Genomic DNA, 21,221 nt, shown 5'->3' on the forward strand with positions numbered 1-21,221 from the left:
TAAAGGTAACTTCTTAGAGTGACGTCTCCAGAGAAATCCCCGTTCTACATCACCACCGCAATCAGCTACCCCAACGGCGTGCCGCACATCGGCCACGCCTACGAGGTCATTGCCACCGATGCCATGGCGCGTTTCAAGCGCCTTGACGGCCATGAAGTGTTCTTCATGACCGGGACGGACGAGCACGGACTCAAGATGCAGCAGTCTGCCGAGAAGGAAGGCATCACTGCCAAGCAGCTCGCGGACCGCAACTCGGCGGCGTTCCAGCAGATGAGCAAGGACCTGGGCATCTCCCACGACCGCTTCATCCGCACCACCGATCCCGATCACTATGCCGCTTCCCAAGCCATTTGGAAGAAGATGGAAGCCAACGGCGACATCTACCTGTCCAAGTACGAGGGCTGGTACTCCGTCCGCGACGAGGCCTACTACGTCGAGGACGACACCGTAGTGAAGGATGACGGGCTCCGCTACTCCAAGGAGACTGACACCCTGGTCACCTGGACTGCTGAGGAGAGCTACTTCTTCCGGCTCTCCAACTATCAGGAAAAGCTTCTCGAGCTGTATGAGGCTCAGCCTGAATTCGGCGCACCGCAGTCCCGCTTCAACGAGGTCATCAGCTTCGTCAAGCGTGGTCTTGAGGACTTGTCGATCAGCCGCACCACCTTCGACTGGGGTGTTCCTGTTCCGGGCGATGAGAAGCACGTCATGTACGTCTGGGTTGACGCTCTCACCAACTACCTCACCGGCGTTGGCTACCCGGATATCGAGTCTGAATCCTTCAGGAAGTTCTGGCCCGCTGACGTCCACGTGATCGGCAAGGACATCTCGCGTTTCCATGCCATCTACTGGCCTGCGTTCTTGTTGAGCGCCGGACTGGAGCTGCCACAACGCGTCATGATCCACGGCTTCCTCACCAACAACGGCGTCAAGATGTCCAAGTCCCTCGGCAACGTGGTGGCCCCCCAGGATTTCGTAGCCCAGTACGGGCTGGACCAGTGCCGGTACTTCTTCCTCCGCGAAGTTCCTTTCGGTGCTGACGGCAACTACAACCACGAGGCAATCGTGGGCCGCATGAATTCGGATCTCGCCAACAACTTCGGAAACCTTGCCCAGCGTTCGTTGTCCATGGTGGCGAAGAACTGCGAAGGCAAGGTTCCGGTACCGGGCGCCTTCACTGCCGAGGACACTGCCTTGCTGGCACAGGCGGGGGAGTTGCTGGAGACAGCCCGCTCCGCCTTTGACAAGCAGGAATTCAGCAGGGCGCTGGAAGCCATCTGGACCGTGCTGGGTGACACCAACGCCTACTTTGCCGAGCAGGCCCCGTGGGTCCTGCGGAAGACGGACATCGAGCGTATGAACACGGTCCTGTACGTCACGTTGGAGGTAGTGAGGATCGTGGCGATCCTCGCCCAGCCGGTCATGCCGTCGTCGTCCGCCAAACTGCTTGAGGTGCTCGGCCAGGCCGAAGGTGAGGCCAGGCAGTTCGCCGCAATCGCCACGCCGATCGTTGCGGGCACACAGTTGCCGGCTCCGGCACCGGTCTTCCCCCGCTACGAAGAGCCCGCCGAGGCGTAAACCCTCTCCCACCTAACGGGTATAAATAAGAAACGCTCTCTCACTTCCTGCCGGGAAGTGGGAGAGCGTTTCTTATTTCAGGGGGATATGTGGAAGAGGGTCTAAGCGGTGGCCAATCCTTCCACGGGGGATAGCCGCGCCGCACGCCGGGCCGGGATGACCGAGGCCAGCAGACCTGCCACCACAGCTACGCCAAAGACGGCGGCCAATTGCAGCCACGGCACGGCCGGAACAACACTCGCTACCCCGCCCAGGGTTGCCTGTGCCCCGAGCCAGCCGTAGACGATGCCCATTCCCGCACCCATGATGGCGGCCACGCCGGCGACCAGTGCGGCCTCGATGGCCAGCATTCCGCGGAGCTGGCCTTTGGTGAGGCCCAGCGCCCTGAGGAGCGAGTTCTCCCGGGTCCGTTCCAGGACCGAGAGGGACAAGGTGTTGGCCACCCCGATCAAGGCAATGACTACGGCCACACCCAGCAGCCCGGTGACAACCAACAGCAGCACGTCAATGATGCTGTTGAACGTCACCCGCTCGATGGCGGCCCCACTGACTGTGCGCTCCTGCACACCCAATGCCGCAGCAATGTCCTTCTGAAGGGCCTGCACTCTGTCCGTGGAGACCGAATCATCCAGTTTCACCCACACCATGGAGGCGGTTTCAGGCAGTGGAGAGGCAGGAATGCTGGAACTCTCCACGAACGCCGGAACGTGGCGGGTGCGCAGTACCTTGGCATCAAGGGAAACGCTGCCTGCCGCAGTCGCGATGCTGGCAGGTCCTTCCGGAGAGTCCTCGGGAAGGTAGAGGGTTCCGGGACCAGGTTTCAGGTTGTTATCGCGCAGGACTTCCGCGGCATCGGCGGCGGAGATGCCGTAGATGGTCTGGCCGCCGTCGGGGGTGGTTGTATCGCTGAGTGTTCCCACCGGCTCCAGCAGGACCGCCGCGCTGACGCCGTCGAGCCCTTTGATCCTCGCCAAGGCCTGATCGTGATCGCCTGAACCATCCACCGCAGTCTGGGCGGAAAGGTCCACAGGGTAGTTCTCGGCGAGGGTGTCGTTGAACGCCTGCCGCGAGGTGGCCGCTCCGGTCATCATGAGCGAGACCAAGGTGACGCCAATAAGCAGTGCCGCAGCCGTCGCCGAGGTGCGGGCAGGGTTGCGTGTGGCGTTCACGGCGGCGAGCTTGCCCGGCACTCCCGCCGGTGCCGCGAGCCGGCCTGCTACGGCAACAACTGTGGGGATGAACAGCGTGGAGCAAAGGAGAATGCCCACAAACGAGGCAGCGCCGCCCAGCAGGGCAACGCCCAGCGAGACGTTCACGCTGCCGTACGCCAGCGCCGCGGCGCCGCCCAGCAGGGTCACCAGCCCCAGGACCAGGCGCACCTTGCCCCGTTTGTTCCGGACGGACGCGTCATCGCTGGGGCGCAGCGCAGCAAGGGGCGCGACGGCGGTGGCCGCCTTTGCGGGAACCAGCGCCGCGACCACAGTCAACACTGTTCCGGCGACCAAGCCGGCAACAATGGCAGACGGTGGGACAGCCAACGTCGCAAAGGCCTGTTCCGGCTGGGACCTTGCCCAGGCAATCAGCCCGGTCATCAGGCCTGCAGCGGCCAGGACGCCCAGCACCGAGGACAGGAAACCAACCACCAAAGCTTCGAGCATGACCGAGCCGCGGATTTGTCCCCGGCCTGCTCCGAGGCACCGAAGAAGGGCCAGCTCCCTGGTTCTCTGGGCCACCAGAACGGAGAAGGTGTTCGCTACCACCAACGTGGAGACAAGGATGGCCACGCCGGCGAATGCGAGCAGCACTATGGTCAGCTGGTCCTGCCCCGCGCTCAGCATGGCCACAGTGGATGTGACCTTCTCCTGGGCCGTTTCCAGCACAGGAGATGCCGCTCCCGCCGCCTCCATCCGATGGGTGATGTACTCCTTGGCCGCCGCCGCGTCTTCGCCGGACTTGAGTGAAAACTGAACCCCGGTAAACCCGGCTCCGGCGTCCTGCACCGCGTTCAGGACGGCATCGGAGGCCACCAACTGTGCTGCCGAGGAGGAGAAAGGATCATTGGTGGCCTGGATCAGGCCGGTAATGCTGACTTTGGCGGTCTTGACAGGTCCTGCTCCGCGGAGCTCAAGCATGCTCCCCACGGACAGTCCAAGATGCTCAGCGGTCTTGACATCGATCACTGCCTCCGACGCCTTTGAAGGCATGGAGCCGCTCTTCAACACAGCGCCCTCCAAAGATGCCGGCGCTGCGTTGCGAAGGCGCCCGTACTGCTCACCGCCGCCGGCTTCGAACATGACATAGGTGGACCGCTCGGCGTAGCTGTCCTCCACCGAAGGGGCGGAGACGGCAGCGTCCACAGCTGCCTGGGTGAACGCTTCGCCGTTCCTGGATGATGCAACCAGGTCGGCGTTGCGGTACGACTCGCCGATGCTGGCGCCCAGGGAGGCATTCGTGCTTGCACCCACCATCAGCGTCGCGGAGAGGAACATGACGGACAACATCACCGCGAGTCCGATGGCGACGAAACGCCGGAAATGCGTCGTCAATTGGGAAACGGCAACACGCAGCATGCTCAGGCCCCCAGCTTGCCGAGGGCTGCCAGGACCGAATCCGCGGTGGGATCATGGATCTCGCCCACCAGCCCGCCGTCGCTCATCAGGACCACGCGGTCGGCATAGCTGGCGGCCACGGGGTCGTGGGTGACCATGATGATGGTCTGGCCCATCTCCTGGCTGCTCCGGCGGAGCAATGCCAGCACTTCACCGCCGGCTTTGGAGTCAAGGTTTCCCGTTGGCTCATCGCCGAACACGACGTCGGGACGGGTCAGCAAGGCCCGGGCTACTGCCACGCGTTGCTGTTGCCCGCCGGAAAGCTCGTGCGGGCGGTGCTTGAGCCGGTCCTTCAGGCCCAGGGTGTTGACAACGGTATCCAGCCACGCGGCGTCGGCGGTGGTCCCCGCCAAAGCCAGCGGAAGGGTGATGTTCTGCTCGGCCGTCAACGTGGGCACCAAATTGAAGGCCTGGAAAACGAAGCCGATCCTCTCCCTGCGGAGCGCCGTGAGCTGACGGTCGTTCAGGCCAGTCAACTCCGTGCCACCGAGGACAATGCGGCCCGAGTCCGCCGTATCAAGGCCCGCAAGGCAATGCATCAACGTGGACTTGCCGGAACCTGAGGGCCCCATGATGGCCGTGAACTTTCCAGCATCAAAGCTCACCGAGACCTTGTTCAGTGCGGTGACAGTGGTATCTGCGCGGCCATAGCTTTTGGTCAGCTCGTGGGCCTCGACGGCGGGGCGGGCCTGGGCCGCGTCGGAGCCCTTGGGCCGCTCGGTTCCTGACGGGTGGGAGAGGTGCGTGAAAGTTGACATGCTTTCACGCTATGTTCTGCCATGGCCCTACAGGATCGGGCCAAGGGCCCATTGTCCGGCGGCGGCACTCATACCCAGGTCGGAGATGCTAGGACCCAGGGGCTACAACGCCGGTCTCGTAGGCGATCACCACTACTTGCACCCGGTCCCTGGCCCCCAACTTGGCAAGGATGTGCCCCACATGGGTTTTCACTGTGGCTTCCGAGAGGAACAGCCCCGCGGCGATCTCGGGATTCGACTGTCCCTGGGCGATCAGCTGGAAGACCTCGCGCTCGCGGGTCGTCAGGCGCTCGACGGCGGCAGCATGCACGGACTGCTCCGGCGTCTGTGTCCTCAGCAACGGTGCCACATGGTCCAGCAAACGCCTGGTGGTGGAGGGAGCTATCACCGCATCCCCGCGGAAGACGGTGCGGATGGCTTCCAGTAGTTCTTCGGGTGGGGCATCCTTCAGGAGGAACCCGCTGGCCCCGGCCTGGATGGCTGCCAGCGCGTACTCGTCCAGGTCGAAGGTAGTCAGCACCACTATTTTGACTTCCGCCCGCTGGGAGCCTGAAGGCTGTGCTGCGGCCTGTTCCAGGATGCGGCGGGTTGCCTCGATGCCGTCCATGCCCGGCATCCGGACATCCATGAGGACAACATCGGCGGCGGTGGCTGCCAACGCCTGGACAGCCTCGATCCCGTTACCGGCCTCGGCTACGACCTCAAGGTCCGGCTGGGAATTGATGAGCATCCCAAAACCGGACCGCACCAACTGCTGGTCATCAACGAGCGCCACCCTGATGGGCGCAGGAACTTCTGCCATTGCTTAAGCCTCCGAATACGGGATGAATGCAGACACGCGGAAACCGCCGCCCTGTTCCGGGCCTGCTGCCAAGGAACCATCGTAGAGGGAGACTCTCTCGCTCATTCCCAGCAAGCCATTCCCACCGCCAGGTGCCGGCGGATCAGCAGCGGCGCCCCGGCCGTCGTCGAGGATGTCCAGCTGCAGGCCCCGGGCCTGCCATGTCAAAGTGACGCCCGCCTTCGCTTGCGGGCCGGCGTGCTTCATGACGTTGGTGAGGGCTTCCTGGATGATGCGGTACGCCGTGAGCTCCGCTCCGGCAGGCAGCGCCCGGCGGGGAACGCCGCTCTGTTCAAAAGCAACTTGAAGGGTGGCGGCCCGGAACCCGAGGAGCAGTTCGTCCAGGTCCGAGAGTCGCGGCTGCGGGCGGGTGGGGGAGTCGTCGTCGGAGCGGAGTACTCCCAGCAGCCTGCGCATTTCGCCCAGGGAGTCCCTGCCCGTGGCAGCAATCGTGGCCAGGGCTTCAGTTGCGAGCTCGGGCTTAGCGGCGGCAGCGTACCTCGCTCCATCGGCCTGGGTGATGATCACGGACAAGGAATGCGCCACGATGTCGTGCATCTCGCGGGCAATGTGGGAACGCTCATCCGCGGCGGCCAGTTTCCGTTCCTGCAACTGCTCCACTTCCAGGCGCCGCGTCCTGTCCTCCAACGCCTGGAGCTGGAGCCTGCGTACCCGGGTGAGGTCTCCCAGCGTCCAGCTGACCAGCACCAGCATCCAGATCAGGACGGTGTACAGCGTGCCGATGGTGAGGCCCATGATTCCCGACTCCACAGTGGTCGAGAACAACCTGGTGGTAAGCATCACGCCGCCTGCGAGGCCGGCAATCAGGACACTCCGGCTGGCCCAGGCAGGCCCGTAGGCCGCGGTGGCGTAGATGACCAAAGGGACGGCGATTTGGCCTGCCACTGGTTCAGCGCCTACCGCCCACTGGATCAGGCACACCAGGATCACTGCGCCGGCCGCCAACTCCGGCCGCGTGCGTCGCCAGGCGAGGGGGAGCAGGAGGCTGCAGGACAACAGTGAGAGCCACGGACGATCAGCGAGGAGGTAAACCGGGCCGAAGAGCAGGATCAGCAGGCACGTTGCCGTCAGGTCAACCATGAAGCGGTTGAGCCGGAACCATTCATAAACCGCATGCCTTCTATCCACGCTTAGACTCTATGCGGTGGTTCCCATGGCGGGCATCATGCTGTGGTCTGACTCTCTGGCATGGAAGTGTTCGCAGAATGAGACGATTTTGACCAGCATGTGGATTGCTTGGCTAGATAGAGCTATGAGTGCAACGTCCATCAATCTCGCTGTCATCCCTGGCGACGGCATTGGCCCCGAGGTCATCGCCGAAGCCGTCAAGGTCCTCGAAAAGGCCGTAGCCGCCGAAGGCGTTGCCCTTGAACTGACCAACTACAAGCTCGGTGCCCAGCACTGGCTTGAAACAGGCGAGACCCTCCCGGACGAGGTCCTGGCGGACCTTCGCACCCGCGATGCCATCCTCTTCGGCGCTGTGGGAGCGGCCCCGGGTGATACCCGCATCCCCTCTGGCATCATCGAACGCGAGATGCTGCTCAAGCTCCGCTTCAGCCTGGACCACTACGTGAACCTGCGCCCCTCCCGCCTGTACGGCACTGTCGGCAGCCCCTTGGCAAACCCCGGCACGATTGATTTCATCGTGGTCCGCGAGGGCACCGAAGGCCCGTACGTGGGCAATGGCGGGACGTTGCGCGGTGGCACCCCCCACGAGGTCGCTACCGAGGTCTCCCTCAACACGGCCCACGGTGTGGAGCGCGTTGTCCGCGACGCGTTCCGTCGTGCCAACGAGCGTCCGCGTAAGCACGTCACGCTCGTCCACAAGCACAATGTGCTGGTTTTTGCCGGACACCTGTGGAAGCGCACTGTTGAAGCGGTGGCCCAGGAATTCCCCGAGGTCACGCACGACTACCTGCACATCGACGCCGCCACCATTTTCATGGTGACCGACCCCGCGCGCTTCGACGTGATCGTTACCGACAACCTCTTTGGTGACATCCTCACTGACCTCGCCGCAGCCGTGACCGGCGGCATCGGCCTGGCGGCATCGGGCAACATCAACATGGACCGCACAGCGCCGTCAATGTTCGAGCCCGTCCACGGCTCCGCTCCGGATATCGCCGGACAGCAGAAAGCCGATCCCACCGCGGCCATCCTCTCCGCAGTGCTCCTCCTGGACCACCTTGGCTACACCACGGCGGCCCGCAAGATCGAGGCGGCAGTGGTCGCCGACGTCGAAAGCCGCACCGGCGAGCCACGCAGCACAGCTGCCATCGGCGATGCCATCGCGGCCGCACTTTAGGCCCAATACTCAGGCGTAAGCTTGTGTTGAATTATTTACCTGCTTCCCTGGTCCATCGCTGAACCGCACCCTTTTTAGGCCCGGTTCGCCCTGCCAGGTAGCTGACTGTGGAGGAAACATGACTCAGACTGCCCATGGCGTCGAATTCAGCCAGCAGCTTTCGGAAACACCGAAGTCTGTTGAGGAGCGTGCAGCCATCCTGGCGAACCCAGGCTTCGGCGACTACTTCACCGACCACACCGCCGTCGTCGACTACAAGGTTGACGCCGATGGCAATGGCGGTTGGCAGAATGCCAGGATCGAGCCCTACGGACCGATCTCCCTGGACCCGTCTGCGGCGGTGCTGCACTACGGCCAGGAAATCTTCGAGGGCCTCAAGGCCTACCGCCACGCAGATGGTTCCGTCTGGACCTTCCGTCCCGAGGCCAACGCAGCGCGCTTGAACAAGTCCGCGCGCCGCCTCGCACTGCCCGAGCTGCCCGAGGAGTTCTTCCTGGGTGCCATCCGCGAGCTGGTCCAGGCTGACAAGGAATGGGTTCCTTCCGGTGACGGTGAAGCCCTCTACCTTCGTCCGTTCATGATCGCCACGGAGGCGTTCCTTGGTGTGCGTGCTGCCCGTGAAGTGTCCTTCCGCGTTATCGCTTCTCCCGCAGGAAACTACTTCGGCGGCGAGCTCAAGCCTGTTTCCATCTGGATCTCCCGCGAATATGCCCGTGCCGGCCGCGGCGGGACCGGTGCTGCCAAGTGCGGTGGCAACTATGCTGCTTCCTTGATCGCGCAGCAGGAAGCCGAAGCGAACGGGTGCAAGCAGGTACTGTTCCTGGACCACTTCAACGACGACGCCGTGGAAGAACTCGGCGGCATGAACGTCTTCTTCGTGATGAAGGACGGCTCGCTGGTCACGCCGGCCCTCAGCGGCACCATCCTTGAAGGCGTCACCCGCATGTCCGTCATCCAGGTGGCCAAGGACATGGGCCGCGAGGTCACCGAGCGCAAGATCACCCTGGATGAGTGGCGCGACGGCGTTGCCTCCGGCGAGATCACCGAGGTCTTCGCTTGCGGCACCGCAGCCGTGATCACTCCGATCGGTGTGCTCAAGGACGCCACGGAGTTCATCGGTTCTGAGGACGCGACGGCGGGCGAGACCACCATGGCCATCCGCGAGCAGCTCCTGGGCATCCAGACCGGCAAGGTCGAGGACACCCACGGCTGGCTGACCCGCCTGGTCTAGCTTCCGGAGCGTTTCGAAACGCCACGGCACGACGGCGGCCCTTCCCTTGGCCATCAAGCGGAAGGGCCGCCGTTCTGCTTACGCGACGCTCTTGCAGGTCCCCTTGGGTTGGGCGCGACGCTCTTGCAAGTCCCCTTGGTGTGGGCGCGACGCTCTTGCAGGTCCCCTTGGTGTGGGCGCAACGCTCTCACCTATCGGCGGTCGGATGGGGGATGTGAGAGAGGATCGGTCGGTAGGGCGGGGGATGTGAGAGAGGATCGGTCGGTAGGGCGGGGGATGTGAGAGAGGATCGGTCGGTAGGGCGGGGGATGTGAATGAGCATCGGTTCGGTGCCAAGATGGGAGCGTGACTTCTGAATCAATGGCGAACACCGGCAACGCACCAAGCGGCGAGACCTCTCCCCTCCAGCGCAGCAGCGGGCTGACCCGTTTCCGGCTGGCCCCTAACCCGGGACCGATGAGCCTGGACGGCACCAATTCATACGTCATCGGAGCTCCAGGCTCCAGTCGCGTGGCCGTGGTGGACCCCGGGCCCGAAGATGAGCAGCACTTGGCAGCGCTGGCAGCGGCGGGCACTGTGGACGTTGTCCTGATTACTCATCGGCACGCCGACCATACTGAAGCGTCAGCACGCTTCCACGAGCTGACGGGAGCGCCGGTCCGCGCCGTTCTGCCTGAGCACTGCCACGGCGGCGAGCCCCTCAGGGATGGGGAAGTCCTCACTGCAGGGGGCGTGGAAGTCCGCGTTGTTGCCACCCCTGGCCACACATCGGACTCGGTGTGTTTCCATCTTCCCGCCGACGGCCCCCACGGCTCTGTCCTGACCGGCGACACCATCCTGGGACGCGGCACCACAATTTTGGATTATCCGGATGGCCGGTTGGGCGATTACCTTGCAAGCCTGGACAAGCTTGAGGCACTCGGGCCGGCTACCCTCCTTCCCGCGCACGGCCCCGTGCTCCCGGCCCTGGACGATAAGTGCCGGGAGTACAGGGATCACCGTGGTCAGCGCCTCGACCAAATCAGGGCAGCGCTGAAGCAGTTGGGCGGTGGGGCTTCGATCGGGGCAGTCACCGATGCCGTGTACCCCGACGTCGACCCATCAGTGCGGTGGGCGGCAGAGACTTCCGTTGCCGCCCAGTTGGATTACCTCAGAAGCTAAACCCGGACTGTAGGCTTGAGCCCATGCGTATCGCCCGGTTTGTAGTTGATTCTGATCCCCTTTACGGCGTTGTTGAAGGCGAGCCCGGCAGTGAGGAAATCACTGTCATCAACGGCGACCCCTTCTTCAACGGCGTTGAACGTACCCATTTGAAGCACAAGCTCGAGGACGTCCGGCTCCTGGCTCCGATCATTCCCCGCAGCAAGGTCATTGGGGTCGGCCGGAACTTTGCCGAGCACGCCGCTGAACTGGGCAATGAAGTTCCCCAGCAGCCCTTGTTGTTCCTGAAGCCCAATACCTCGGTGATCGGTCCGAACGATCCCATCATCCTCCCGGAGTTCTCGGAGGAAGTTTCCTTCGAAGCGGAGCTGTGCGTGGTCATTGGCCGCATCTGCAAGGACGTCCCGGAGGATCGCGCGGACGACGTCATCTTTGGGTACACGTGCGGCAACGACCTCACTGCCCGCGATGTCCAAAAGACGGATCTCCAGTGGGCGCGCGCCAAGGGGTTCGACACCTCGGCACCGCTGGGCCCGTGGATCGAAACCGAGCTCGACCACGAGGATTTGTCCATCCAGGGACGGCTTAATGGTGAACTTCGCCAGGACGGCAGCACCAACCAGATGATCCGTGGCGTGCGCGAACTCGTCTCGATCGTTTCCCACGCCTTTACCCTGCTCCCCGGCGACGTCATCATGACCGGTACGCCGGCCGGCGTCGGGCTGGTGAGCGAAGGCGATCGCTTCGAAGTGGAGATCGAAGGCATCGGCCGGCTCTCCAATCCGGTGGTTCGCCGCTAGGCTCAAAGCCAGCGGAACCTCAAAACCCAAGGCCCGACGGCGGCACCCGCCTCTCGCACGAAAGGTAGGTGCCGCCGTCGAGCGGTTGGGTCGAAAACCGAGCCGGCGCCAAGCGGTAAAGTTGGACCTACTATGACTACTGCTTCTGCGTCGAACGCTGCTTCCAGCGCTATTCCTGCCGTCAACGCCGACACTCCGGTCCGCGTCCGATTTTGCCCCTCGCCTACGGGGACTCCGCACGTTGGCCTGATCCGTACCGCCCTGTTCAACTGGGCCTACGCACGCCACACCGGCGGCAAATTGATCTTCCGCATCGAGGACACGGACTCCGCCCGTGACAGCGAGGAGAGCTACCACCAACTGCTGGACGCCCTCAAGTGGCTCGGCATCAACTGGGATGAGGGCGTAGAGGTTGGCGGCCCGCACGAGCCGTACCGCCAGTCCCAGCGTGGCGGAATCTACCAGGACGTCATTGCCAAGCTCAAAGCCGGTGGACACGTCTACGAGTCCTATTCCACACCGGAGGAAATCGAGGCCCGCCACAAGGCCGCCGGCCGCGACCCCAAACTGGGCTATGACGGTTTTGACGGGCACCTGACCGAGGAACAGTTGGCGCAGTTCAAGGCTGAAGGCCGGGAGGCTGTCCTTCGCCTCCGCATGCCGGATGAGGACCTGACGTTCAACGACCTTGTCCGTGGCGAGATCACGTTCAAGGCCGGATCCGTGCCCGACTTCGCAGTAGTCCGCGCCAATGGCGCCCCGCTGTACACCTTGGTCAACCCGGTGGACGACGCACTCATGGGCATCACCCACGTCCTGCGCGGCGAGGACCTCCTGAGCTCCACTCCGCGACAGATCGCCCTGTACCGTGCGCTCTACGCGATCGGTGTGGCCAAGTACATGCCCGAGTTCGGTCACCTGCCCTACGTGATGGGCCAGGGCAACAAGAAGCTCTCCAAGCGTGATCCCGAGTCCAGCCTGTTCCTGCACCGGGAGCGCGGCTTCATTCCAGAAGGCCTGCTGAACTACCTCTCACTGCTGGGTTGGTCGTTAAGCGCGGACGAGGACATCTTCACCGTGGAGCAACTGGTGGCCAACTTCGACATCCATGATGTCCTGGGCAACCCCGCACGCTTTGACATCAAGAAGGCCGAGGCCATCAACGGTACGCATGTCCGTTTGCTGGCTCCGGAAGACTTCAAGGAGCGCCTGGTCCCGTACCTCCGCGCCGCAGGGTTCGTGGGGGAGATCCTTACCCCGCGCCAGGAAGAGATTCTTGCCGAAGCAGCCCCGCTGGTCCAGGAGCGCATCACCCTTCTTGGCGAGGCTCCCGAGATGCTGGCGTTCCTCTTCAAGGCCGACGACGCCATTGACGTGGCGGATGACGCCCGGAAGGGGCTCCCTGCCAATCTGGACGAGGTCCTTGACGCTGCCCTGGCCGCCCTTGAGCCCATCGGGGACTGGACTGCCGAGAACATCCAGACTGCCCTGAAGCAGGCACTCGTGGAAGACCTTGGAATCAAGCCCCGCGCAGCCTTCGGTCCCGTGCGCACTGCCATTTCCGGCCGCCGCATCTCTCCGCCTTTGTTCGAGTCAATGGTGATCCTGGGCAAGGATTCTTCCTTGGCCCGTGTTCGCGCCTTCCGCGGCTAAGGGCGGCACACGTCATGGCGATCGTAAGCTCCTTCGGCACTATCCGCGGTGTCCTCTTCGACATCGATGACACCCTGGTGGACCTCGAGTACGCCATGACCACAGCATTGCGTGACGTCAGCGAACATCTCCTGCCCGGCCTGGACCAGGCCGGGTGGGTGAAGTTCGGCCGCATCTTCACCCACGAGACCACGCACTTCTATGACCGATACCTGGCAGGGGAGCTGACCTTCAACGAGCAGCGCCTGCTTCGCGGCAGGGCTGCCCTGGGTCACTTTGGCGTGGAGCTCGACGACGGCGAGGATGCACAGGCGTGGGTGGCTGAGTACCACCAGCGCCAGACGGCGTATGTGAGGGCCTTTGAAGATGTGGCAGGGGTGCTGGATGCCCTTGATGCCGCGGGTGTCCCTTATGGTGCCGTGAGCAACAACGTGCACGACTACCAGCGGGCCAAACTCGATGGCGCCGGCCTTTCCAGGATCAAGGTCTTGGTGGGAACGGATACGGTGGGCGTGCCCAAGCCGGATCCCGCCATTTACCTTGAGGGTGTGCGTCTGCTCGGCACTGCTCCAGGGGAGACCCTGTATGTCGGCGACAACAGGCTGCTGGACGCCGACGGCGCGACGGCGGCAGGTTTGGTTGGCGTGTGGCTTAACAGGACAGGAGAGGTAGTGGAGGAGTTCGCGGGCCGGCAAGTGGACTCATTGTCGAGGTTGCTGATGAAGGCTTCGACTGCGGTCTAAGCCCGCTGCCGGGCAGTAAAGAATCGTGTGATGCAGGTAACGGCTTCTCGATTTGTGCAGGTGGCAAGACTCCGGTAGAGTCATTACTCGTGCTGAGGGGCACGGAGGGAAAAGCAGAGGGAAACCGAAGCGCGGAACTCCGGTCCAAAAGTCACTTTGGGATATGGTGTAATTGGCAACACTACGGTTTCTGGTACCGTCATTCTAGGTTCGAGTCCTGGTATCCCAGCTCTGATTATCCGCGTGAATTCGCTGGAAAATCGGAACCTCCGAGTCGCTGAAGCGATTTGGAGAGAAGCTGAATATATGAAATACTCATTCAGCTTGATCACCGGAAACGGTGAATAAAGTGCAAGGCCCCATCGTATAGCGGCCTAGTACGCCGCCCTCTCACGGCGGTAACGCGGGTTCGAATCCCGCTGGGGTCACCACAGAATCCCCCGGAACCACGGTTCCGGGGGATTTCTTTTTGCCTCCGTTATGCACATGGCGCCAGCCGCGCGCCCCGAAGGTGGATACGGCTGGCATGATGATGCTGTGACCGCAAACGAAGACCCGGCAGCTCTCCGGAAAGCCCCCGTAGCTCAAGGCGCGGCAGCCGCCGTCGAGGCCTTGGAAGCTGCCCGTGCCGAATTGGCGCTCACCACCCTTCCGCTCGCGATCCAGGATGCCCCCGAGGCCCGTCAATGGATCCGTGAATCGCTGGCGCAACTCGATGACTACATCATTCCCCGCTACCGCAGCCTCGACGCTCCGCTGCTGGCCGTCGTCGGGGGTTCCACGGGTGCGGGCAAATCCACGCTGGTCAACGCGCTGGTGGGATATCCCGTGACGCGGGCCGGGGCCATCAGGCCAACCACGCGCCAACCCATCCTCCTGCATCATCCCCAGGACGCCGGCTGGTTCGAAGGCCACCGGATCCTTCCCAGCCTTGAGCGCATCCGGGGGACTGTTTCCTCGCGTCCAGTGCCCGCCACCGAGGCAGGCGCGGCTCCGGACGCCCAAGCGATCACCTCTCTGGTACTGGTGGGCCATGACGCCGTGCCCCAGGGCATCGCGCTCCTGGACGCACCTGATGTCGACTCAATTTCCGATGACAACCGCAGGCTTGCCGGCCAGTTGCTCGCCGCCGCGGATCTCTGGGTGTTTGTCACCACCGCCAACCGCTATGCCGATGCCGTTCCCTGGCGGCTGCTCCTGGACGCGGCGTCGCGCGACATCACTGTTGCCGTGGTCCTGGACCGGGTGCCCTTGGCAGCGGAAGAAGAAGTACGGGCAGACCTCAAAGCCATGCTGGACCGGCAGGGGCTTGCCGAGGCAGAGCTCTTTGTCGTGCCGGAAAGCGCCTTGGACGATCTGGGCATGCTCCCGGATGAATCGGTGTCAGCGCTGCGTGAGTGGCTCGCAGCACTGGCAGCGAATGCGGCGGGCCGGGCGGACGTCGCCCGGCGCACCCTTAATGGAGCCGTCAAAGCCGTCGGCGTCCGGTTGGAGGGCATCGCCGGGGCAGCGTCAGCACAGGATGCTGCTGCGGATGAACTCCGGAAGATGTGCATCCTGGAGTATGAAGACGCCCTTTCCCGCATTCTTGAGGCCACCAAGGATGGCGCACTCTTGCGTGGGGAAGTACTGGCCCGGTGGCAGGACTTTGTGGGCACGGGAGAGTTTTTCCGGGCGCTGGAGCAGAACATCGGGCGGATGAGGGACCGTATGGGGGCGTTCTTTCGGGGGGAGCCTGCTCCTGCGGTGAAAGTGGAGACCGCCATCGAGACCGGCCTGCAGGCTGTGATCCTGGATGAAGCGACCAACGCAGCAGAGAACGTGGACAGCCGTTGGCGATCCGGATCGGCCGGCCGGCACCTGCTTGGTGCCGATGACCTCTCCGGAACAAGCGAAGGTTTCGATGCAAAATCCGCAGCCGCCATCCGCTCCTGGCAGGAAGGGCTGATGGAGATGATCCGCACCCAAGGGCAGGGAAAGCGAACCCAGGCGCGCTGGTTGTCCTTTGGCGTGAATGGCCTGGGCGCTGCGCTGATGGTAGTGGTGTTCTCCATGACTGCGGGCTTGAGCGGGCTGGAGATCGGCATCGCCGGTGGTACGGCCGTAGTGGGTCAGAAGCTGCTGGAGGCGGTGTTCGGTGAGGATGCCGTGCGTCGCCTTGCACAGCAAGCCCGGGATGACTTGCACACGCAGTGCCAGCGGCTATTGGATGATGAACGGCAGCGTTTCCTGGACCGCCTTGAAGCGGTGCATCCGCGTTCCGGGAACCAGTTGGCCGGACATGCCAAGACCTTGCGCCGCTTGGCAGGAACCGCATGAGCCGCCACGGCCAGGTCCGCGAGGCCTCCCAGTTGCAGCGCAGGCTGGAGGCCCTTAATACGGCCCGCGAACTCGCAGAAGGCGTGCTTCCGGACGAGAACCTTCAATCGGTCTACGAGGTCTTGGAGCGAGCCACCTCCAGGCGCTCGTTGTCCGCCGGGCACACCGTGGTGGGCTTCTTTGGGGCTACGGGCAGCGGTAAGTCCTCATTGTTCAACGCCGTATCCGGCAGCGACCTCGCCACAGCTACGGCGCGGCGACCCACCACCTCAGCTCCGCTGGCGGGGATCTGGGGTGGGGACGGCAGCGGTCCGTTGCTTGATTGGCTCGATGTCAAGGAACGCCATGTGCTGCCCCCGGTTGAGGGGTTGGCCGACGCTGACACCGGCCTGGTTCTCATGGATCTTCCGGACTTCGACTCCACCAGGGAGGAAAACCGGGAGATCGCGCAGCGCATGGTGGGCATGGTGGATGTCCTGGTGTGGGTCCTGGACCCGCAAAAGTACGCCGATGCCGCCGTGCACAACGACTTCCTGCGGCCCATGGCTTCCCACGGGGCCGTCACCCTGGTGGTCCTGAACCAGATGGACAAGCTCAGCGCGGGCGATGCTTCTGCCGTCATGGAGTCCCTGAAAGGCATCCTGGAACGTGACGGTCTGGGCAAGGTGCGTGTGGTCGGCGCATCTGCCGTAACAGGCACCGGCGTACCGGACGTCCGTGCGGCCATCAGGAACGTCGTGGTCCAACGGGAAGCAACAACGCGGAGGCTGGCAGCGGACGTCCTCAAAGCAGGTACGGAATTGGCAATCGCGTCCGGCGACGGTGAAGCCCACGGCATCACAGCGGGCGCCAAGGCGCGGCTGGCATCCGAACTGGCGACGGCGGCAAACGTACCGGTGGTGGTGGACGCGGTCCAAAGGTCCTTCGCAAGGGAATCAGCCCGAAGGACGGGGTGGCCGGTGACGCGTTGGTTGCTGCGGTTCCGCCCGGACCCCTTGCGGAGGCTGAACCTGGGGCGGAAGGACACACGTCCCGAACTCAGCAGGACCTCACTGCCTCCGGCCGGCGCGCCGGAGCGGGCACGCACCGATGCTGCCGTCAGGGATTTCGCGGATGCGGCGTCCGCTGGTGCTCCGGGGCCGTGGCGCGCAGCAATCCGCGCAGCCGCACGCGACGGCAGGGAACAGTTGCCCGATGCCTTGGATCAGGCAATTGCCGGCACCGACCTCAAGGCAACACAGCGGCCACTGTGGTGGGTGCTGTTCAACACGCTCCAGTGGCTCGCCTTGGTGCTGGCCGTTGGTGGGCTTGGCTGGCTCGGTGTGCTGGCGGCGCTGGGCTACTTCCAGATGCCCGTGCCGGAGGTGCCGCGGACTGAGGGTTGGCCGTGGCCCACCTTGATGGTGGCCGGGGGAGTGCTGCTGGGAATCGTCCTCGCCATAGCAGGCAGGATTGTGGGCGGATGGGCGGCAAAGGCACGTGCTGCCCGGGCAGCGAAGAGGTTGAAGGCCGCAGTGGCTGGTGTTGCCGGGCGACGGATCGTGGAGCCGGTGGACGTAGAGATCACGCGGCTGAAGGCCTTCAATGCTGCGCTGAAGGTGGCACGTTCTGCCCCAGTACGCTGAGCTGGAATCGTGGAGCCGGAGTCGCTGAGCCTAGAGGGCTGCTGCGGCATCCCTGACTTTGATGAGGGTGCGCAGGTTCCTGGTGGTAGTGCCGGCTTTGTATCGTGCCTTGGAGGAAAGCTTGCTGAAAGGGCTCTCAAGCGTGCCGCCGGCAGGGGCCAGCCACGCCGACGCCTCCGGGCCCAGGCGCACCTGTTCCACGCTGCCCAGGGTTTCGCCGGCCTCAAAGAGTTCATCGAGCATGGCGGTATCGGAAGCCAGCGTTATGTAGCTGTGCGTGGATTTATCGTCAGCCGGATAGGGGCAGGCATCCACCAGTTCGCCAACGCGCGCTGCTGTGAGCACCACCACCCAGGCGTCGTAGTCGAAGCTCGTTCGCAGGCATTGCTCGAACTGCTTCTTGACTTCCAGGGCGCTGAGTTCACTTTGCAGCACCACGTTTCCGCTGGCCAGAAGGGTCTTGACCTTGGCGAACGGATAATTCTGGAGGGCGGCTTTGAGCTCGGCCATCTTGATGTTGATGCCACCGACGTTGATGCCGCGGAGGAATACGGCGTAGTTCTCCATGGCGGACCTAGTCGTTGTTCTTCCGCAGCGCCTCGGTCAGCACCCGGGCGGCGTTGCAAACTACTTCGGCGTGCAGGCGGCCCGGCTGGCGGGTCAGCCGCTCAATGGGACCCGAAATCGAGACGGCCGCAATGACCCGGCCGGATGGTCCGCGGACGGGAGCGGAAACCGAGGCGACTCCAGGCTCGCGTTCGCCGAGGCTCTGACCCCAGCCCCGGCGTCGTACTCCCGCCAGTACGGTGGGCGTAAAGCGGGCATTTTGCAGCCCTTCCAGGAGCCTGTCGTGGTCCTCCCATGCCAGCAGCACCTGGGCGGCGGAGCCGGCCTTCATGGACAGCTGCGTGCCAACAGGAATGGTGTCGCGCAAGCCAATGGGGCGTTCGGCTGATGCCACGCAGACGCGCCAGTCACCTTGCCTGCGGAAAATCTGGGCGCTTTCACCCGTGGCGTCGCGCAACTGGATGAGGACCGGTCCAGCGGAGGCGATCAGCCTGTCTTCACCGGCGGCCGAGGCCAACTCCACCAGGCGGCTGCCCAGGACGAAGCGTCCTTGGATGTCGCGGCTCACCAAACGGTGATGTACCAGCGCCAGCGCGAGCCGGTGAACCGTGGGCCGGGCAAGGCCCGTAGCCGCTACAAGTTGCGCGAGTGTCGTAGGCCCGGCCTCGAGGGCGTCGAGAACCTGGGCCGCTTTATCAATGACACCGACTCCACTAGAATTGTCCATGTAATGATATTGCCGTCTCAATATCTGAGATGCAAGTTCTTTCGCTGGCCTATATCGCAGCGATGCTGCTTCAGTGGACAAAGAACAACGCAACAAGCCAAACGCAGTGAAGGGAGCAGGCCGTGGGAAAGACACTGGCCGAGAAAGTCTGGGACGCGCACGTAGTGCGCAAAGGTGAAGGCGAAGGAGCCAACGCCCAGCCCGATCTTCTCTTCATCGACCTTCATCTGGTCCACGAAGTGACCTCACCGCAGGCTTTTGAAGGCCTGCGGCTGGCCGGGCGGCCGCTGCGCCGTGTCGACCTCACCATCGCCACCGAGGACCACAACACTCCCACGCTGGACATCGACAAGCCAATTGCCGACCTCACCAGCCGCACCCAGATTGAAACGCTGCGGGCCAACTGCAAGGAATTCGGCGTACGCCTGCACTCCCTGGGTGACAAGGAACAGGGGATCGTGCACGTCGTCGGACCGCAGCTGGGGCTGACCCAGCCGGGCATGACTGTGGTTTGCGGCGACTCCCACACCTCAACGCACGGAGCCTTCGGTGCCTTGGCCATGGGCATCGGCACGTCCGAGGTTGAGCACGTCATGGCAACCCAGACGCTGTCCCTGAAGCCGTTCAAGACCATGGCCATCAACGTTGAAGGAACCCTTCGTCCCGGTGTCACGGCCAAGGACATCATCCTGGCCGTCATTGCCAAGATCGGCACCGGCGGTGGCCAGGGCTATGTCCTGGAATACCGTGGGTCCGCCATCCGGGCACTGTCCATGGACGCCCGCATGACCATCTGCAACATGTCCATCGAGGCCGGTGCCCGGGCAGGCATGGTGGCTCCGGACCAAACCACCTACGACTACATGCAGGGCCGGCCCCATGCGCCCGAGGGCGCAGACTGGGACGCCGCCGTCGAGTACTGGAACACGCTGCACACCGACGAGGACGCGAGGTTCGACGTCGAGGTGGACCTGGACGCCGACACCCTGGAGCCGTTCGTGACCTGGGGTACCAACCCGGGCCAGGGTGTTTCCCTTTCGGCCAAGGTCCCGTCCCCTGAAGACTTCGGCGACGAGAACGCCAAGGCTGCGGCCGAGCGCGCGCTCCAGTACATGGGCCTGGAAGCAGGGACCCCCATGAAGGACATCCGCGTGGACACGGTCTTCCTTGGATCCTGCACCAACTCCCGCATCGAGGACCTCCGCGCCGCTGCGGACATCATCCGCGGCCGTGAGAAGGACCCCCAGGTCCGCATGCTGGTGGTTCCCGGCTCGGCCCGTGTCCGCCTGGAAGCCGAAGCGGAAGGCCTGGACAAGGTCTTCAAGGAATTTGGCGCCGAATGGCGTTTCGCCGGTTGCTCGATGTGCCTGGGCATGAACCCGGACCAACTGGAGCCGGGAGAGCGCTGCGCATCAACGTCCAACCGCAACTTTGAGGGCAGGCAAGGCAAGGGGGGACGCACCCACTTGGTCTCACCTGTTGTCGCTGCGGCCACAGCCGTACGTGGCACGCTGAGCTCGCCGTCGGACCTTGAGTCCGCCACGGCCGGCAGCCTGACCGGAACAGCAGTCTAGGAGGATCATCATGGAAGCATTCACCACCCACACCGGGATCGGCGTGCCGTTGCGCCAGAGCAACGTGGACACCGACCAGATCATTCCTGCCGTCTACCTCAAGCGCATCACGCGAACCGGCTTCGAAGACGCCCTGTTCGCTGCCTGGCGCAAGGATGAGTCATTCATCCTCAACCAAGCCCCGTTCAATGCCGGCTCAGTGCTGGTGGCCGGACCGGACTTCGGAACCGGCTCATCCCGCGAGCACGCTGTCTGGGCGCTGAAGGACTACGGTTTCAAAGCCGTGCTCTCTTCCCGATTTGCCGATATTTTCCGCGGAAACTCCGGCAAGCAGGGTTTGCTCGCCGCACAGGTGGCGCAGGATGACATTGAACTCATCTGGAAGGTCCTGGAGAACGCCCCCGGCACCGAAGTCAAGGTGGACCTGGTCAGCAAAACCGTGGAGTGCGGCAATGTTGTTGCTCCCTTCGATATTGACGACTACACCCGCTGGCGCCTCCTGGAAGGCCTGGATGACATCGGCCTGACCCTGCAGCACGAGGAAGACATCACCGCTTACGAGGCCACGCGGCCTTCCTTCAAACCGAAGACGCTTCCTGCGAAGGTCGAGGCTGGCTAAAGCCTTCAACCAAGGCCGCACAGCGGCAGATTGTGGACCGGTGGGCACCGTGAAGGGCTGCCCGCCGGTCCTTTTTCGTAGAGGGCCTGC

17 protein-coding genes and 2 tRNA genes are annotated in these 21,221 nt (G+C 63.7%); 13 read left to right on the top strand and 6 right to left on the bottom strand.

The genetic code is table 11. The features are described 5' to 3' along the window. Positions 1-18 precede the first annotated feature (18 nt). On the top strand, positions 19-1,578 hold the full coding sequence (metG, locus tag BLQ01_RS04230) for a methionine--tRNA ligase (RefSeq protein WP_091550243.1): 1,560 nt from the start codon (positions 19-21) through the stop codon (positions 1,576-1,578). Positions 1,579-1,679: 101 nt separating this feature from the next. Here metG and BLQ01_RS04235 read toward each other — a convergent pair whose 3' ends face one another. The 4 genes from BLQ01_RS04235 to BLQ01_RS04250 all read right to left on the bottom strand — a co-directional run bounded on the left by BLQ01_RS04235 (position 1,680) and on the right by BLQ01_RS04250 (position 6,935). Continuing rightward, positions 1,680-4,148: an ABC transporter permease gene (locus BLQ01_RS04235; RefSeq protein WP_091550245.1), complete on the bottom strand. Its 2,469-nt coding sequence runs from the start codon at positions 4,146-4,148 to the stop codon at positions 1,680-1,682. A gap of 2 nt (positions 4,149-4,150) precedes the next feature. Continuing rightward, positions 4,151-4,945: an ABC transporter ATP-binding protein gene (locus tag BLQ01_RS04240; protein WP_091550246.1), complete on the bottom strand. Its 795-nt coding sequence runs from the start codon at positions 4,943-4,945 to the stop codon at positions 4,151-4,153. An 88-nt stretch (positions 4,946-5,033) separates the two neighbouring features. Beyond that, entirely contained in the window at positions 5,034-5,747 is a 714-nt protein-coding gene (locus BLQ01_RS04245) for a response regulator (RefSeq protein WP_026546067.1), read from the bottom strand. 3 nt (positions 5,748-5,750) lie between these two features. After that, positions 5,751-6,935 carry a sensor histidine kinase gene (locus tag BLQ01_RS04250; protein WP_091550248.1) on the bottom strand — a complete coding sequence of 395 codons (1,185 nt, stop codon included), beginning with the start codon at positions 6,933-6,935 and terminating at the stop codon, positions 5,751-5,753. Positions 6,936-7,059: 124 nt separating this feature from the next. Here BLQ01_RS04250 and BLQ01_RS04255 point away from each other — a divergent pair, with 124 nt between their 5' ends. From BLQ01_RS04255 to BLQ01_RS04300, 10 genes are all read left to right on the top strand, one after another. Beyond that, complete coding sequence (locus BLQ01_RS04255) at positions 7,060-8,112, top strand: 3-isopropylmalate dehydrogenase (protein WP_091550250.1); 1,053 nt, start codon at positions 7,060-7,062, stop codon at positions 8,110-8,112. Positions 8,113-8,230: 118 nt separating this feature from the next. Beyond that, on the top strand, positions 8,231-9,343 hold the full coding sequence (locus tag BLQ01_RS04260; protein WP_026540226.1) for a branched-chain amino acid aminotransferase: 1,113 nt from the start codon (positions 8,231-8,233) through the stop codon (positions 9,341-9,343). Positions 9,344-9,703: 360 nt separating this feature from the next. Further along, the gene (locus BLQ01_RS04265) at positions 9,704-10,504 is read left to right on the top strand and encodes an MBL fold metallo-hydrolase (protein ID WP_091550252.1); all 801 of its coding nucleotides are present in this window, start codon (positions 9,704-9,706) and stop codon (positions 10,502-10,504) included. A 23-nt stretch (positions 10,505-10,527) separates the two neighbouring features. Continuing rightward, entirely contained in the window at positions 10,528-11,304 is a 777-nt protein-coding gene (locus tag BLQ01_RS04270) for a fumarylacetoacetate hydrolase family protein (protein WP_091550253.1), read from the top strand. Between the two features lie 132 nt (positions 11,305-11,436). After that, positions 11,437-12,957, top strand: a complete 1,521-nt coding sequence (gene gltX / locus BLQ01_RS04275) for a glutamate--tRNA ligase (protein ID WP_091550255.1) — start codon at positions 11,437-11,439, stop codon at positions 12,955-12,957. Between the two features lie 14 nt (positions 12,958-12,971). Continuing rightward, positions 12,972-13,700, top strand: a complete 729-nt coding sequence (locus tag BLQ01_RS04280; protein WP_091550256.1) for an HAD family hydrolase — start codon at positions 12,972-12,974, stop codon at positions 13,698-13,700. A 157-nt stretch (positions 13,701-13,857) separates the two neighbouring features. Further along, a tRNA-Gln gene (locus tag BLQ01_RS04285) sits at positions 13,858-13,929 on the top strand. 126 nt (positions 13,930-14,055) lie between these two features. Further along, positions 14,056-14,131: transfer RNA gene (locus BLQ01_RS04290), tRNA-Glu, on the top strand. Between the two features lie 106 nt (positions 14,132-14,237). Next, a complete protein-coding gene (locus BLQ01_RS04295) occupies positions 14,238-16,019 on the top strand; it encodes a dynamin family protein (RefSeq protein WP_254779202.1) in 1,782 nt (593 codons plus the stop codon). Beyond that, positions 16,016-17,644 (top strand): GTPase, encoded by a 1,629-nt coding sequence (locus tag BLQ01_RS04300; protein ID WP_091550258.1) that lies wholly within the window; start codon positions 16,016-16,018, stop codon positions 17,642-17,644. The genes BLQ01_RS04295 and BLQ01_RS04300 overlap by 4 nt, the downstream gene beginning before the upstream one ends. A gap of 30 nt (positions 17,645-17,674) precedes the next feature. Here BLQ01_RS04300 and BLQ01_RS04305 read toward each other — a convergent pair whose 3' ends face one another. Together BLQ01_RS04305 and BLQ01_RS04310 are read right to left on the bottom strand one after the other, a co-directional pair. After that, positions 17,675-18,211, bottom strand: coding sequence for a DUF1697 domain-containing protein (locus BLQ01_RS04305; protein WP_091550260.1), 537 nt, complete (start codon positions 18,209-18,211; stop codon positions 17,675-17,677). Between the two features lie 7 nt (positions 18,212-18,218). Continuing rightward, positions 18,219-18,938 (bottom strand): IclR family transcriptional regulator, encoded by a 720-nt coding sequence (locus tag BLQ01_RS04310; protein WP_014922101.1) that lies wholly within the window; start codon positions 18,936-18,938, stop codon positions 18,219-18,221. Positions 18,939-19,060: 122 nt separating this feature from the next. Between BLQ01_RS04310 and leuC the strand changes: the two genes are divergently transcribed. Both leuC and leuD read left to right on the top strand, forming a co-directional pair. Then, positions 19,061-20,512: a 3-isopropylmalate dehydratase large subunit gene (leuC, locus tag BLQ01_RS04315; RefSeq protein WP_026540233.1), complete on the top strand. Its 1,452-nt coding sequence runs from the start codon at positions 19,061-19,063 to the stop codon at positions 20,510-20,512. 10 nt (positions 20,513-20,522) lie between these two features. Beyond that, positions 20,523-21,131, top strand: coding sequence for a 3-isopropylmalate dehydratase small subunit (gene leuD, locus BLQ01_RS04320; RefSeq protein ID WP_026540234.1), 609 nt, complete (start codon positions 20,523-20,525; stop codon positions 21,129-21,131). The last annotated feature ends 90 nt before the right edge of the window (positions 21,132-21,221 follow it).

The organism is Arthrobacter sp. UNCCL28, assembly GCF_900102805.1.
In the GTDB taxonomy this organism is placed as follows: Bacteria; Actinomycetota; Actinomycetes; order Actinomycetales; family Micrococcaceae; genus Arthrobacter; species Arthrobacter nicotinovorans_A.